We start from the raw sequence: 13,913 nt of genomic DNA on the forward strand, positions 1-13,913 counted from the left end.
ACATGAGCGGCGAGTCGTGGAGTCTCGCGCGGAAGGACAGCGCGCCCTAGCGCTCCCAGGGGGCGCGGAACGGGAAGTACCGCTCCAGGAAGTCGGTCACGACCGTCGTCCGCTCCTCGTCGCTCACCTCGGGGAAGCTCCCGTCGTTGAGGCAGAAGAAGTCGAACGACCGCTTCTTGAGCAGCTCGGAGAGGAAGGCCAGGCCTGACACCATCGTGGTGTCGACGTAGCTGACCTTGGCGTTCTCCTGGACGATCGCCCGCCCCGTCATGAGCGCGTAGTAGTGGTAGAGCGAGTTCGTGACGGAGATGTTGGACGCCGCCCGGAAGGGCGACGCGGCCGTGTCGCGGAACTCGTCGGCGAACTCGTGCTCCATCTCCGTGAGGACGCTCCGCCGGAGCGGCGCCGCCGTGTGCTCGAGGTGGCGCGTGGTCACGCGACCGAAGCGCTGCTGGAGGAGCGCGCGGTTGACCCGGGCGGCGTTCTCGAACCCGCTCCGCTCGGCGTTGTTGAGCCCGAGACCGATCCGCGTGTTGGCCTCGATGAACTTGGTGACGGATCCCGGCGAGAAGAACATCCCCGGGCTCACGGGGCGCCCGAAGAACATGTCGTCGTTGGAGTAGAGGAAGTGCTCGCTGAGGCCGCGGATGTGGTGCAGTTGCGCCTCGACCGCCTGCGAGTTGTGGGTCGGCAGGACGGACGGGTCGGCGAAGAACTCCTCGCTGCGCACCACATGCACGCGCGGGTGCTCCTCGTCGAGCCAGGCGGGGACGGGCGAGTCGGTCGCGATGTAGATGTTGCGCACCCAGGGGGCGAACATGTACACCGACCGGAGCGCGTACTTCAACTCGTCGATCTGGCGGAAGCGGGCGGCGGAGTCGTCGCCCTCCCCCACGACGTGGCGCTTCGCCCGCGCGGCGCGCGCACGCTGGTACTCGACCGAGTTGCCGTCGACCCAGGAGAAGACGATGTCGACGTCGAAGGTGATGTCGGTCGCATGGTCGTCGAACATGTGCTCGAGGGTGACCCACTCGAGCCCGTAGCGCTCGATGCGCGTCGAGACGGCCTCGTCGACGGGCAGCGTGCGCCGCATGAGGGCGTTCTCCATGGGGACGAGGATCTCGGAGTCGGTCCGGATCCAGAACTCGATCTGAACCGCGAGCGAGGCGCCGTAGCGCAGCCGCCCGATCGGCTCCACGCGGGGACGGTAGAGGCGGAACACGCGCTCGTTCTCGTGCACCAGGCCGTCCTCGCCGACGAGGACGGCGCGATGCTTGCCCGCCTTGGCGTAGAACGGCTCGCTCTGGCACGCCTCGATCAGGACGCGCTCAAAGGCAGCGCGGTCGGTGTTCTCGATCGCGATGACCGGCCGCTCCTCGTTGCCGCGCACGAGGAGGTGCGGGATGCCGCCCTCGTCGAGCACGTGCTTCAGGAAGACGAGATCCTCCAGCATCGACTGCAGGGGCGTCAGGTGCCCGTTCAGGAGGGTGAGCTGACCCTTCCGGACGACGACGTCGTCGCGGCTGGCGCCGCCCGCGGAGGAGCGACCCAGAGTCGTCTGGGACGAGGACGCGAGACCACCGGAGGGCGAGCGAGGATTCAGCAGAGGACTCTCCGTCGCGCCGACGATCTCCGTGCCCATTCAGACTCCGCTCCTGCTGCGGCCCGGGTGGCCGCCGATTGTGCAATCCCTCGATTTTAGCCCTGTCGCGGTGCTTTCCCGACGTTCGAGCCGAACAGCGCGCTCCCGCTAGCCTGTTGGCATGTTCGACAGCCCCCGCCCCATCGCCATCGACGGCGGCCTGGGCACGCTCCTGGAGTCCCGTGGTCTCGATCTCTCCGGTGGTCTCTGGTCGGCGCGCGTGCTCGAGCGGCACCCCGACGAGGTGCGGGCCGCGCACGAGTCCTTCTTCCACGCGGGAGCCACCCTCGCGATCTCGGGCTCGTACCAGGTCTCCTACGAGGGCTTCGCCCAGGCCGGGCTCGACCCGGCGGAGACCGACCGCATCCTGCGCCGGAGCGTGTCCCTGGCCGTCGAGGCCCGCGACCACGCCGCTCCGACCGGCCTCGTGGCCGCGTCGGTCGGTCCGTACGGCGCGATGCTGGCCGACGGGAGCGAGTACCGCGGCGACTACGGCCTCACCACGGCGCAGCTCCGCGAGTGGCACCGGCCCCGCCTCGACGTCCTCGCGGAGACGGACGCCGACCTGCTCGCCTTCGAGACGATCCCGTGCCTCGCCGAGGCGGAGGCGCTCGTCGACTCCGTCGCCGGGACCGGCCGGCGCGCGTGGCTCGCCGTGACCGCGTCGTTCGGACGTCTGCGGTCGGGCGAGTCGCTCGAGGAGGCGTTCGCGCTCACCCGGGGTGTCGACGAGATCGTGGCGGTCGGCATCAACTGCAGCCACCCCGGAGAGGTGCTCAGGGCGATCGACGCGGCCAGGGCGGCCACCGACGCGCCGATCGTCGTCTATCCGAACGGCGGCGAGGAGTGGGACGCGAAGAACCGCACCTGGATCGGAGAGGCCGGCTTCCCGCCGGAGCTCGTGCGCTCCTGGATCGACGCCGGCGCGAGCCTGGTGGGCGGATGCTGCCGCGTGGGGCCGGAGCAGATCCACGAGATCGTGACGCTGCTCGACGAGGAGTAACTGCTCGACGAGAAGCAGCTGCCCGACGAGGAGTGGCTCCCCGACGAGGCATAGCCGCTCGACGAGGAGTGCAGGCCCGTCCTCAGCGGCGTCGCGACACCGATCCGCCGCGCGTCGCGGCCGGGGCCTCGGGGGCGGGCACGCGGATCCGGATGCCGGCCACGACGAAGACGAGCCCCGCGGCGAACTGGAACGACTGCCAGAGCTGACCCGTCAGCGGGATCACGTACACCGGGTTCCAGAGCACCGCGATCGCGGCGAGGAACGGCAGGTAGACGTAGGCCCGCCCCCGCCAGGCGAAGACGAGCACGATGAGCGCCAGGATCGACACGACGTAGCGGAACCCGACGAAGATCGTCGAGTCGAGCACCACGACCCCGGCGACGAGCGCCACGGCGGCGAGAAGACCCGGCGCGAGAGCAGGGCGCAGATACGCGGCCTTGGTCGGTGTGGGCATGCTCGCAGCCTACCGCCCGGTGCCCCGCAGGAGCCCCGCCCGACGTCGCCCCGGAGAGACCCTGTCGACCGGCACGCCGCGAGGGCCGCACGCCTCAGCGCGGCTCGGGCAGCCGGATGATGCTGATCGGCCTGCTCATCGGCGGTTCGTCGCGCAACCGCTCCAGCCCAGGACGGAGCTCCCCCAGCCACGCCTCGTAGCCCGCGGCCGTGAGGTGCAGGCCGTCATCGCTCAGATCGGGATTGAGGTGGCCGTCGACAGAGAGCGCGGGCCAGAGATCGAGGTACTGGGCCCGGACCGTCGCGGCGAACTGGCGGAGGTGGCGATTCGCATCCTGGATGCGGTCGCCGTAGTCGCTGCCGCGCGGCATGATCGACTGCAGGAGCAGCCGGACCCCGGGCAGGAGCCTGCGCAGGTCGACGAGGATCGACTCGACGTTGCGGACGACCTGCTCCACGGAGCGGCGCGAGCCGAAGTCGTTCGTGCCGATCAGCAGGACGATCGAGTCGGGTGCCGTCTGCACGACCTCGTCGAGGCGCTCCAGCACGTCGGCCGTGGTGTCGCCGCCGACGCCGAGGTTCACGACCTCGTCGTCGGGGAACCACGCCTGCCAGTCTCCCCCCTCGGTGAGGCTGTCTCCGAGAAAGACGATCTTCTCTCCATTGGTCATCGAGGACCTCCCTGGTCGGTAGCTGCCATTATGTCGTCGCCGTCTCCTTCTCGGCGGTCGCGGAGATGCGATTCAGCATCCCCGAGAAGATCACGCCGTGGAACGGCAGGATCGCGAACCAGTAGAGCCGGCCGCTCAGACCCGTCGGGAAGAACACGGCCCGCTGCCGGTAGTGCGATCCGCCCTCCCTCGGCTCGACGCTCATCTCCAGCCAGGCCTTGCCCGGGACCTTCATCTCCGCCCGGAGGCGCAGGAAGCGCCCGCGGTCGATCTTCTCGACGCGCCACCAGTCGAGGGCGTCTCCCGTACCGAGCGTCGTCTGGCTCCGGCGTCCGCGACGGAGGCCCACGCCGCCGACGAGGCGGTCCATCCAGCCGCGTGCCGCCCAGGCGAGCGGGAAGGAGTACCAGCCGTTCTCGCCGCCGATGCCCTCGATGACGCGCCACAGCTCGGCCGGCGCGGCCGTCGTGTCGCGTTGCCGGTCGTCGGTGTACACGGTGTGGCCCGACCAGTTGGGGTCGCTCGGCAGCGGGTCGCTCGGGGCGCCGTAGATCGAGGAATCCTGCCAGCTCGTCTCCACCTCGCCGTCGCGCATCTTGCCGAGCGCGAGGCGGACCGCCCGACGGTAGCCGGTCAGACCGCCCTCGGGCGGCGCCACGAGGCTCTGGATGTCGCTCTCCCGGACCACGCAGTCGTACTGCAGCGACTCGATGATCGGCACGGCCAGCGATCGCGGGATCGGCGTCACGAGGTTGACCCACTGCGACGCGAGCCAGGGGGTCATCACGGGGATGGCCGCGATCGGGCGCTGCTTCAGACCTGCCTCGAGGGCGTAGCCGTTCATCATCTGGCCGTAGCGCAGGACGTCCGGGCCGCCGATGTCGAAGGTGCGGTTCGTGTCGGCGGGGACGTCGGCCGCGCCGATCAGGTAGTGGAGCACGTCGCGGACGGCGATGGGCTGGATGTGGTTCCGCACCCACTTCGGCGCCGGCATGTAGGGGATGACGTCGGTGAGGTGGCGGATCATCTCGAACGACGCCGACCCGGAACCGATGACGACGCCCGCCTGCAGCGCGACCGTCGGCACGCCGCTCCCGAGCAGGACGTCACCCACCTTCTTCCGCGACTCGAGGTGACGCGAGAGGTGGCCGTCAGGATGCAGTCCGCCGAGGTAGACGATGCGCGAGACGCCCGCGTTCCTGGCCTCGGTGGCGAACGTGCGCGCCGCCTCCAGCTCGGCCCCCTCGAAGTCGCCCCGACCGGCCATCGCGTGCGCGAGGTAGTACGCGACGTCGACGCCCTCGAGCGCCCGCCGGACGGCGCGCGCATTCGTGAGGTCGCCCTGAGCGATCTCGACGTCGGTCGACCACGGGACGTCCGCCAGTTTCTCCGGGGTCCGGGCGAAGACGCGCACGTCGAAACCGGCGGCCACGAGCCGCGGGGCGAGTCGACCGCCGATGTAGCCCGTGGCTCCCGTCACCAGGGCTCGTCGACGACGACCCGTGTCGGGGACGTCCGCGGGGACGGGGTCGGCCGCTGCGTCGGGCTCGCGGTTCTCCTCGGTTGACATGGCCTCACGGTACCCTGGTCCGGAGCGCGGTTCCCAGGTGTCCGCGACCCCGAGACAGTCAGAAACAGGACCGACATGACCACCACCACCCTGCCCACCGTCGCCCGCATCGCCGGGATGATCGACCACGCCATCCTCAAGCCCGAGCTCACCCGCTCGGAGGTCGACGAGGCGCTCGATCTGGCCGCGTCGCAGCACGTCTTCAGCGTCTGCGTCCGCCCCTCCGACATCGCCCACGCCGTCGAGCGCCTGGCCGGCACCGGGGTCGCCGTCGGCACGGTGATCGGCTTCCCCCACGGCACCACCTCGACCGAGGCCAAGGTCGCCGAGGCCGCGCAGGCCATCCGCGACGGCGCCGTCGAGCTCGACATGGTCCTCAACATCGGCCGCCTGCGGTCCGGCCTCGTCGACGACGTCGAGGCGGACATCCGGGCGGTCGTCGAGGAAGCGGGCGACATCCTGGTCAAGGTCATCCTCGAGACCGCGTACCTCGACGACGAGCAGATCGTCGCCGGGTCGAAGGCCGCCGAGCGCGCCGGGGCCCGGTTCGTCAAGACCTCGACCGGATTCGCGGGCGGCGGGGCGACGAACCCCCACCTGCGCCTCATGCGCGACAGCGTCTCCGACGCGGTCGAGGTCAAGGCGTCGGGCGGGGTCCGCGGGCTCGACACCGTCCTCGAGATGCTCGATCTCGGCGTGACCCGCTTCGGCACGAGCGCCAGCGAGACCATCCTCACCGAGCTGGCCCACCGTCACGAGACCGGCGCCGCCTCGGGCGCCGCGGACGACCAGTCGTCCTACTGAGGCGGTCTCCGCGTCCGTCTCCCGAGACGGTCTACGCGTCGGAGGAGTCGCTCGCCTCGCCCCGCAGGACGACGCGCGTCTCCTCCACGTCGGCCGCGATCTGCGCGATCAGCGACTCCATGCCGTCGAACTTGACGTTGCCCCGGAGAAACCTGACGAAGAAGACCGTCACCTCCTTGCCGTAGAGGTCGAGGGTGACGTCGAGCAGGTACGCCTCGACCTGCTTCTCCGGCACGCCCTCGAAGGTCGGGTTGTTGCCCACCGAGACGGCGGCGTCGTAGAACGTGCCGTCGACGGAGACCCGGGCCGCGTAGACGCCGTCGGCGGGGACGAAGCCCTCGCTCCTCGGCTCCAGGTTGGCGGTCGGGTAACCGAGTTCGCGGCCCCGTCTCTCTCCGTGGACGACGACGCCGCGCACCGAGGGCGGGCGGCCGAGCAACACGGTCGCGTCCTCGATCCGGCCCGCGTCGAGGAGCTCGCGGATCCAGCTCGAGGAGGCCCGTCGCTCACCGTCGCCGGGCATGACCTCGGGGATGATCTGGACGTCGAAGCCGCGGGTGCGACCCAGCTCGCGGAGCACGTCGACCGTGCCGGATCCGCGCACGCCGAACCGGAAGTCCTCCCCCACGAGCACCACCTCGGCCTGCAGGGTCTCGACGAGAACCCGGTCGACGAACTCCTCCGGCGTGAGCGCCTGGAGGTGTCCGTCGAAGGTGAGCATCAGGGTCGCCTCGACGCCCGTCTGCTCGAGGAGCTCGCGCTTCTGCTCCGTGCTCGTGAGCGCCATGGGCACGAGCTCCGGCCGGAGCACGGCCAGAGGGTGGCGATCGAAGGTCACGACGGCCGACACGAGGTCGCGCGCCCGGGCGGCCGCCTCGAGTTCGGCGATGACGGCGCGATGACCGAGGTGCACGCCGTCGAACTTCCCGATCGTCACCGCGGAGGGCCCGAAGCCCGGTGGCACGTCGGCGGGAGACGTGTAGAAGTCCATACGCGGTCAGGCCTCGACGGAGGGCTCGGGGCGCGTCTCGGTGCTCGGGGCGTCCTCGCCCGGACGCGGGCGTGTTCGACGGAGCCACAGCATGCCGAGGATCGGCAGGACCAGGGGCACGAAGCCGTAGCCGATGCCGAAGTACGTCCACACCGTCGAGTGGTCGGAGTGGGCGTACTGCGAGCTCGGGACGAAGACCTTCGGATCGATGATCGACAGCAGGCCCACGAAGACGACCCCGAGGAGCTCGAACGAGATGGTCGCCCACGCGATGCCGTACCAGCGGCGGCCCGGCATGATGAGCGCCACGGTCGCGACGATGTAGACGAGGGCCGACAGGGCGCTCAGGCTGTAGGCGAGGGGGGCCTGCTCGAACTGCGTCGCGATCTGGAAGACCGACCGCCCCGCTGCGGCGAGGGCGAGGATCGCGTAGACCGCGATGAGGACGCGACCGAGACCGACCGCGCGCGTTGACTTCTGCTGAACCATCACGTCAAGGATATGGCCCCGGGCGCACCGGCGTGGACGCCTGCGCCGCGACTCCTGCGGGTCGTCCGCGCGGGGGCGCCGGCGGCGGCGGTCACGACGCCGTCGCCGTCCAGATCTGCAGCATGCGGACGACCATCACCGCGACGGCGAAGGCGCCGGCGCCGAGGACGACGTTGCTCCAGCGGCTCCGGTCGACGAGAGCCCAGACGACGGCGAGGGGCGGCAGGAGCAGGGCCACCACGAGGTAGATGTAGAACTCGACGACGCTGCCCGACGCCGGATTGCCGACGAACGGCGCCACGATCGCGACGACGAGCTGGACCACGAGCAGCAGTTCGACGACGGCCAGCGCCCCGACCGTGAAGTCGTCGGGCACCCGCCGGGCGAGCCCGGCCACGATGCAGAAGAGCGCGGCCGCGGTGGCGATGCCGGCGATGACCCAGGTCAACCAGTCGATCATGCGAACACCTCGTCCGTCGGGAAGTTGACGATGGCCTTGGCCCGGCCGTCTGTCACCGAGACGAGGCCGGCGAGGCGGCCCTCCGGCGTGACGGCGGCGACGGGCCCCGGCGTGTCGTCGAGGGACACGCCGACGCGCTTGCCGTGACCGAGGTCGACGCTCTGTTCGGCCGTGAGCGGCAGGACGTCGAAGAGACGTTCGGCGACGCTGCGGGGGTCGAGGAGATGCGAGGCGACGTCGATGCCCTCGAGGACGGCGGCGTCCGACAGGGCGAACGGCCCGATGCGGGTCCGGCGGAGCGCCGTCAGGTGCCCGCCGACGCCGAGGTCGCGACCGAGATCACGGGCGAGCGCGCGGATGTACGTCCCCGAGGTGCAGTCGACGACGACGTCGAGGTCGATCACGGTCCGCCCCTCGACGACCTCCCGGCGCTCCGCGAGGACGTCGAAGCGGGAGATGGTGACTGGTCGGGCCTTCAGGTCGACCTCGACACCCTGGCGGACGAGATCGTAGGCGCGCCTGCCGTCGACCTTGATGGCGCTCACGGCGGTCGGCACCTGCTCGATGTCGCCCGTGAGGCGCTCGACACCGGCTCGGAGGGCGCTCGTGGCGACGTGGGCGGCGTCGACGCTCTCCAGGGTCTCCCCCTCGGCGTCGTCCGTCGTCGTGGCCGCACCGAGGCGGATGGTCGCGACGTAGGTCTTGTCGAGGCCGACGAGGAACGTCAGGAGCCGCGTGGACGAGTTGAGCCCGAGGACGAGGAGCCCCGTGGCCATCGGGTCGAGTGTGCCGGCGTGCCCCACCTTGCGCGTGCCCGCCGCCTTGCGGATCCGGGAGACCACGTCGTGGCTGGTGATGCCCTGCGGCTTGTCGACGAGGAGGATGCCGCTGTTCACGCGTCGAGACTACCAAGCGGTCGGGACCGCAGGATGCGGCGACCGCTCGCCGTCAACAGGCGTCGTCGAACAGTCGGCGAGGATGCTCGGGGTCGGCGTTGTCGATGACCGCGAGCGAGCGGGCGCGCGCCTCGTGGCTCCGGCCGGCAGCTTCGCGGCCCTCGACCCAGACCGTGTAGTTCCACAGCCCCGCGAGGTTCTCGCGGCCCGCGAGAGCGCCGTCGACGATCAGCAGGGCGTCTTTCGGGCCGGTGACCCAGGTCGCCTGCACCTCGCGGTCCGCCTCCCTGTCGAAGGCGCGCGGGACCCACGCGGCGCTTCCGCCCAGGCGGAAGGGCTCCACCAGCATCCGCCGCAGCTTCGACTCGTCGACGGCGTCGTCGCCGTGCACGGCGCGGTCGGCGCGGGGCAGGAGGAAGTCGGTCAGCGAAGCCCGGAAGGCCGCGTGGCCCTCCTCCTTCACCAGGGCGGCGAGGTCGTCGGCGAAGGCTCGGGCGCCGGAGCCGTCGAGGCCGTCGACGGCCACGAAGGCCCGGCCGCGACCGTAGTTGTGCAGGATCTCGGTGGCGAGTGCCCGCACCGTGTCGCTCTTCTCGGGTGCCCATCTGGTCATGGGTCACAGCCTAAGCTCGACGGGTGACAATCTCCCCCGCGGTCGTCGACTGGTACCGCGAGAACCGGCGTGACCTTCCCTGGCGGCGGGAGGGCTTCACCGCGTGGGGCACGCTGGTGAGCGAGTTCATGCTGCAGCAGACCCCGGTGGCCCGGGTCGTCCCTCGCCTGGCGGAGTGGCTCGAGCGCTGGCCCACCCCGCACGATCTCGCCGTCGTCCCCGCCTCCGAGGCGGTCCGCGCCTGGGATCGCCTCGGCTACCCGCGGCGCGCGCTGAATCTGCACGCCTGCGCCGTCGCGATCACCGAGCGGAACGGAGGCGTCGTGCCGTCCGACGTCGACGAGCTGCTCGCCCTTCCGGGCGTGGGCGACTACACGGCGCGGGCGGTCGCCGCATTCGCCTACGGGAAGCGCGTCCCGGTCGTCGACACGAACGTCCGGCGCGTGCTCGCCCGTGCCGTGGAGGGGCTGGCCGAGCCGTGGTCGCCGAGCGCGAAGCGCGACCTGCCGGCCATGGAGCGCCTCCTTCCGGAGGGGCTCGCGGAGGCTCACGACTTCAACGCGGGGATGATGGAGCTCGGGGCGCTCGTCTGCGTCGCGCGGTCGCCGCGCTGCTCCGAGTGCCCGCTCCGCGACTCCTGCGCCTGGCTTCTGGCGGGGAGTCCTGCTCACGAGGGGCCGAAGGCTCGGACCCAGAAGAAGTACGAGGGCTCGGACCGACAGGTCCGCGGTGTCCTTCTGGCCGAGCTGCGGGCCGTCGACGTGCCGCTGACGGCGGTCGAGATCGACGGCCTGTGGCCCGAGCCCGTTCAAAGGGCCCGGGCTCTCGCCGGTCTCCAGCGTGACGGCCTGGTGGTCGGCGACGCGACCGAGGGCTACCGGCTGCCCGACTAAGGGCGGTCGGCCTCGTTGTCGGCCTCGTCGGCCTCGCCGAATTCGCGGGGCTTGACGTAGGGGTCGGCATCGCCCGCGTACTGGGCGGTCTCGGCGAGGCTCTGCGAGTCGGCGTCGCGCTGGCGAGCCTCCTGCAGGAGCCGGTCGATCGACGCCGCGTTCTCGGGGATGCCGTCCGGGATGAACTCGAGCGACGGCGTGAGGCGAGCCGTGATGTTCTTGCCCACCTCGGTGCGGAGCATGCCCGTGGCCGACTTGAGGGCGGCGGCGGAGTCGGCGCGCTCTTCGTCGGTGCCGTAGACCGTGTAGAAGATCGAGGCGTGCTGCAGGTCGCCCGTCACCTTCACGTCGGTGATCGTGACGAAGCCGATGCGGGGGTCTTTGATCCCTTTCTCGAGCCGTCGCGCGACGATCTCCTGGATGCGGTCGGCCATCTTGCTGGCGCGCTGTACGTCGACCATGACTTGCTTCCTTTCACAGGCCCGGCCCCGCACGCGATATGCGTGCGGGGCCAGGTCCAGGCGGAGACGCGGTGGAATCCCAAACGGAGGGAGGGGGGTGATAGCGGGGCTATCGACCCCCTCCGACGACGCCGGAGAGTGCCGCTTCTACGCTCGGACCTTTTCGACCATCTCGATTGTTTCGATTTCGTCGCCGATCTGGATGTCGTTGAACTTCCCGAGACCGATACCGGCCTCGAAGTCCGTCCGAACCTCGGTGACGTCGTCCTTGAAGCGACGCAGCGAGTCGATGGCGAGGCTGTCGCCGACCACGACGCCGTCGCGGATGACGCGCGCCTTGGCGTTGCGCGTGATCGTTCCGGAACGGACGATGACACCGGCGATGTTGCCGACCTTCGAGGAGCGGAAGATCTCGCGGATCTCCGCCACACCCGACTGGACCTCTTCGAACTCGGGCTTGAGCATGCCCTTGAGCGAGTTCTCGATGTCCTCCAGCGCGGAGTAGATGACCGAGTAGAAGCGGATGTCCACTCCCTCGCGGGCAGCACGCTCGCGCGCCTTCGTGTCGGGGCGGACGTTGAACCCGATGATGATCGCGTTGTCGACCGTCGCCAGGTTGACGTCGCTCTCGGTGACCGCACCCACACCGCGGTGGATGATGCGCAGCTGCACGCTGTCGTCCACCTCGATCTTGAGCAGCGACTCCTCGAGCGCCTCGACGGCACCGGAGACGTCACCCTTGATGATGAGGTTGAGCGCTTCGACCTTGCCCTCTTCGAGAGCGCGGGTGAAGTCCTCGAGCGAGATGCGCTTGCGGGCCTTGGCCAGCTGGGCGTTGCGCTCGACGGCTTCGCGCTTCTCGGCGATCTGACGGGCCGTGCGGTCCTCCTCGGTGACGAGGAAGGTGTCGCCGGCTCGCGGAACGCTCGAGAGGCCCTGCACCTGGACCGGACGCGAGGGGTAGGCCTCGTCGACCGCGTCGCCGTTCTCGTCCATCATGGCGCGGACGCGGCCGTAGGCCGTCCCCGCGACGATGGCGTCGCCGACGCGCAGGGTTCCGGACTGGATGAGGACCGTCGCGACGGCACCGCGACCCTTGTCGAGTCGGGCCTCGATCGCGACACCGCGGGCGTCCTTCGTCGGGTTGGCACGGAGGTCGAGCCCGGCGTCGGCGGTCAGCAGCACGGCTTCGAGGAGAGCCTCGATGTTCGTGTTGTTGCGCGCCGAGACGTCGACGAACATGACGTCCCCGCCGTACTCCTCCGCGACGAGACCGTACTCGGTGAGCTGCTGACGGACCTTGGCGGGGTTGGCCCCCTCCTTGTCGATCTTGTTCACCGCGACCACGATCGGCACGTTCGCCGCCTGGGCGTGGTTCAGGGCCTCCACCGTCTGCGGCATGATGCCGTCGTCGGCCGCGACCACGAGGATCGCGATGTCGGTTACCTGGGCACCACGGGCACGCATGGCGGTGAACGCCTCGTGGCCCGGGGTGTCGATGAAGGTGATGGCGCGCTCGACACCCTCGTGCGGAGCCCACACCTGGTAGGCGCCGATGTGCTGGGTGATGCCACCGGCCTCGCCGTCGACGACGTTCGCGTTGCGGATCGCGTCGAGGAGTCGGGTCTTACCGTGGTCGACGTGACCCATGACGGTGACGACGGGCGGCCGGATCTCCAGCACGTCGTCGTCTTCGTCTTCGAGCTCCTGCTCGAGGTCGATGTCGAAGCCCTCGAGGAGCTCCTTGTCCTCATCCTCGGGAGAGACGACCTGGATCTTGTAGCCGAGCTCCTCGCCGAGCACCTCGAAGGTGGCCTCGTCAAGCGACTCCGTCGCCGTGGCCATCTCACCGAGGTGGAACAGCACGGTCACGAGGTTGCCAGGGCTGGCGTCGATCTTGTCGGCGAAGTCGCTGATGGACGCACCGCGACGCAGTCGGACGATGGTCGAGCCGTCACCGCGAGGAACGCTGACACCGCCGAGCGACGGCGCCTGACGCATCTCGAATTCGGCCCTCTTCGTCCGCTTCGACTTGCGCGCCTTGCTCTTGCCGCCGCCGCGACCGAACGCACCGGCCGTGCCGCCGCCGGGACCACGTCCGCGACCGCCGCCGCCACCCGCAGGGCGGGGGCTGGTGAAGCCGGGACGGAAGCCGCCGGGGGCACCTGCGCCGGCACCGGGGCCGCCGCCGGGGCGCTGGAAGCCACCGCCGCCGGGGCGTCCGCCGGCACCCGCGGGGCGCTGGCCGAAACCACCGGGGCGCGGTGCGCCGGGACGCGGAGCACCCGGACGCGGGGCGCCGGGGCGAGGAGCCTGGGGACGCGGACCTGCTGCGCCGCCCGGACGCGGACCGGCAGCGCCGGTCCCGCCGGGACGCGGAGCCGTGGGACGGCCCATGCCCTGGTTGGAGCTGTAGGGGTTGTTTCCCGGGCGCGGGGCGCCGGGTCGGGGCGCCGCACCTGCGGGGCGGGGTGCACCTGGGGTCGCCGCGGGAGCGTCGGCCGCCGGCTTCGGGGCGTTGCGCGCCGCCTCGGCCTGAGCCTGACGCTCGGCGACCGTCAGCGGAGCGGGTGCGACCTGAGGTGCCTCGGCCGCGGGGGCCTCGACCTCGACGGCGGGGGCCTCCTCCTTCGCGGCGGGGCGGGGAGCCGGCGCCGGAGCGGGGGTGGGCGCCGCGGGGCGCGGCGCACCGGGACGGGGGGCGCCGGATGCGGGTGCCTGAGCCTTCGCGGCGGGCGCCTTGGCGGCGGCCTGCGTCGAGCCCTGGGCCTTGGTGCCCTGGTCGGCGAATGCCGCACGCAGCTTGCGCGCGACGGGGGGCTCGATGCTGGACGACGGGCCCTTGACGAACTCGCCCATCTCTTTCAGCTTCTCGAGTGCGATCTTGCTTTCGATACCGAGCTCGCTGGCGATCTCGTGTACGCGTGGTTTAGCCACTGTTCTCCTGTCTCGGGCCTCCACCCG

14 protein-coding genes are annotated in these 13,913 nt (G+C 70.8%); 3 read left to right on the plus strand and 11 right to left on the minus strand.

The window, feature by feature from the left end; genetic code table 11:
• Positions 1-46: 46 nt before the first annotated feature.
• Positions 47-1,642, minus strand: a complete 1,596-nt coding sequence (locus AS850_RS08550; protein WP_119868731.1) for a stealth conserved region 3 domain-containing protein — start codon at positions 1,640-1,642, stop codon at positions 47-49.
• A 121-nt stretch (positions 1,643-1,763) separates the two neighbouring features.
• Between AS850_RS08550 and mmuM the strand changes: the two genes are divergently transcribed.
• Positions 1,764-2,645: a homocysteine S-methyltransferase gene (gene mmuM / locus AS850_RS08555; protein WP_119868732.1), complete on the plus strand. Its 882-nt coding sequence runs from the start codon at positions 1,764-1,766 to the stop codon at positions 2,643-2,645.
• Between the two features lie 82 nt (positions 2,646-2,727).
• On the opposite strand, the gene AS850_RS08560 is transcribed toward mmuM, so the two are convergent.
• From AS850_RS08560 to AS850_RS08570, 3 genes are all read right to left on the minus strand, one after another.
• Positions 2,728-3,102 (minus strand): DUF6804 family protein, encoded by a 375-nt coding sequence (locus tag AS850_RS08560; protein WP_119868733.1) that lies wholly within the window; start codon positions 3,100-3,102, stop codon positions 2,728-2,730.
• A 94-nt stretch (positions 3,103-3,196) separates the two neighbouring features.
• On the minus strand, positions 3,197-3,772 hold the full coding sequence (locus AS850_RS08565; protein WP_119868734.1) for a GDSL-type esterase/lipase family protein: 576 nt from the start codon (positions 3,770-3,772) through the stop codon (positions 3,197-3,199).
• 28 nt (positions 3,773-3,800) lie between these two features.
• The gene (locus tag AS850_RS08570; protein ID WP_119868735.1) at positions 3,801-5,342 is read right to left on the minus strand and encodes an SDR family oxidoreductase; all 1,542 of its coding nucleotides are present in this window, start codon (positions 5,340-5,342) and stop codon (positions 3,801-3,803) included.
• A gap of 75 nt (positions 5,343-5,417) precedes the next feature.
• Here AS850_RS08570 and deoC point away from each other — a divergent pair, with 75 nt between their 5' ends.
• Complete coding sequence (gene deoC / locus AS850_RS08575; protein WP_173795184.1) at positions 5,418-6,146, plus strand: deoxyribose-phosphate aldolase; 729 nt, start codon at positions 5,418-5,420, stop codon at positions 6,144-6,146.
• A gap of 31 nt (positions 6,147-6,177) precedes the next feature.
• Here deoC and AS850_RS08580 read toward each other — a convergent pair whose 3' ends face one another.
• The 5 genes from AS850_RS08580 to AS850_RS08600 all read right to left on the minus strand — a co-directional run bounded on the left by AS850_RS08580 (position 6,178) and on the right by AS850_RS08600 (position 9,595).
• The gene (locus tag AS850_RS08580; protein WP_119868736.1) at positions 6,178-7,137 is read right to left on the minus strand and encodes a bifunctional riboflavin kinase/FAD synthetase; all 960 of its coding nucleotides are present in this window, start codon (positions 7,135-7,137) and stop codon (positions 6,178-6,180) included.
• Positions 7,138-7,143: 6 nt separating this feature from the next.
• Positions 7,144-7,626: a hypothetical protein gene (locus tag AS850_RS08585; protein WP_119868737.1), complete on the minus strand. Its 483-nt coding sequence runs from the start codon at positions 7,624-7,626 to the stop codon at positions 7,144-7,146.
• Between the two features lie 91 nt (positions 7,627-7,717).
• Positions 7,718-8,086, minus strand: coding sequence for a hypothetical protein (locus AS850_RS08590; protein WP_119868738.1), 369 nt, complete (start codon positions 8,084-8,086; stop codon positions 7,718-7,720).
• Positions 8,083-8,982 carry a tRNA pseudouridine(55) synthase TruB gene (truB, locus tag AS850_RS08595; RefSeq protein ID WP_119868739.1) on the minus strand — a complete coding sequence of 300 codons (900 nt, stop codon included), beginning with the start codon at positions 8,980-8,982 and terminating at the stop codon, positions 8,083-8,085. Before truB ends, AS850_RS08590 begins: the two co-directional genes overlap by 4 nt.
• A 52-nt stretch (positions 8,983-9,034) precedes the next feature.
• The gene (locus AS850_RS08600) at positions 9,035-9,595 is read right to left on the minus strand and encodes a hypothetical protein (protein ID WP_119868740.1); all 561 of its coding nucleotides are present in this window, start codon (positions 9,593-9,595) and stop codon (positions 9,035-9,037) included.
• Positions 9,596-9,624: 29 nt separating this feature from the next.
• On the opposite strand from AS850_RS08600, the gene AS850_RS08605 reads away from it, so the two are divergent.
• Positions 9,625-10,488, plus strand: a complete 864-nt coding sequence (locus AS850_RS08605) for an A/G-specific adenine glycosylase (RefSeq protein ID WP_164088505.1) — start codon at positions 9,625-9,627, stop codon at positions 10,486-10,488.
• Here the strand turns inward: AS850_RS08605 and rbfA are convergent.
• Positions 10,485-10,949 carry a 30S ribosome-binding factor RbfA gene (gene rbfA / locus AS850_RS08610; protein ID WP_119868741.1) on the minus strand — a complete coding sequence of 155 codons (465 nt, stop codon included), beginning with the start codon at positions 10,947-10,949 and terminating at the stop codon, positions 10,485-10,487. The genes AS850_RS08605 and rbfA overlap by 4 nt on opposite strands.
• Positions 10,950-11,096: 147 nt before the next feature.
• The gene (gene infB / locus AS850_RS08615) at positions 11,097-13,886 is read right to left on the minus strand and encodes a translation initiation factor IF-2 (RefSeq protein ID WP_119868742.1); all 2,790 of its coding nucleotides are present in this window, start codon (positions 13,884-13,886) and stop codon (positions 11,097-11,099) included.
• Positions 13,887-13,913: the final 27 nt, after the last annotated feature.

The sequence above is a fragment of the Frondihabitans sp. 762G35 genome, from assembly GCF_002074055.1.
Taxonomy (GTDB): Bacteria; Actinomycetota; Actinomycetes; order Actinomycetales; family Microbacteriaceae; genus Frondihabitans.

Excerpts from the sequence above, each read along its gene's own strand:
- AS850_RS08550 (WP_119868731.1), bottom strand. The coding sequence starts at position 1,642 with ATGGGCACGGAGATCGTCGGCGCGACGGAGAGTCCTCTGCTGAATCCT.
- mmuM (WP_119868732.1), top strand. The coding sequence starts at position 1,764 with ATGTTCGACAGCCCCCGCCCCATCGCCATCGACGGCGGCCTGGGCACG.
- AS850_RS08560 (WP_119868733.1), bottom strand. The coding sequence starts at position 3,102 with ATGCCCACACCGACCAAGGCCGCGTATCTGCGCCCTGCTCTCGCGCCG.
- AS850_RS08565 (WP_119868734.1), bottom strand. The coding sequence starts at position 3,772 with ATGACCAATGGAGAGAAGATCGTCTTTCTCGGAGACAGCCTCACCGAG.
- AS850_RS08570 (WP_119868735.1), bottom strand. The coding sequence starts at position 5,342 with ATGTCAACCGAGGAGAACCGCGAGCCCGACGCAGCGGCCGACCCCGTC.
- deoC (WP_173795184.1), top strand. The coding sequence starts at position 5,418 with ATGACCACCACCACCCTGCCCACCGTCGCCCGCATCGCCGGGATGATC.
- AS850_RS08580 (WP_119868736.1), bottom strand. The coding sequence starts at position 7,137 with ATGGACTTCTACACGTCTCCCGCCGACGTGCCACCGGGCTTCGGGCCC.
- AS850_RS08585 (WP_119868737.1), bottom strand. The coding sequence starts at position 7,626 with ATGGTTCAGCAGAAGTCAACGCGCGCGGTCGGTCTCGGTCGCGTCCTC.
- AS850_RS08590 (WP_119868738.1), bottom strand. The coding sequence starts at position 8,086 with ATGATCGACTGGTTGACCTGGGTCATCGCCGGCATCGCCACCGCGGCC.
- AS850_RS08600 (WP_119868740.1), bottom strand. The coding sequence starts at position 9,595 with ATGACCAGATGGGCACCCGAGAAGAGCGACACGGTGCGGGCACTCGCC.
- rbfA (WP_119868741.1), bottom strand. The coding sequence starts at position 10,949 with ATGGTCGACGTACAGCGCGCCAGCAAGATGGCCGACCGCATCCAGGAG.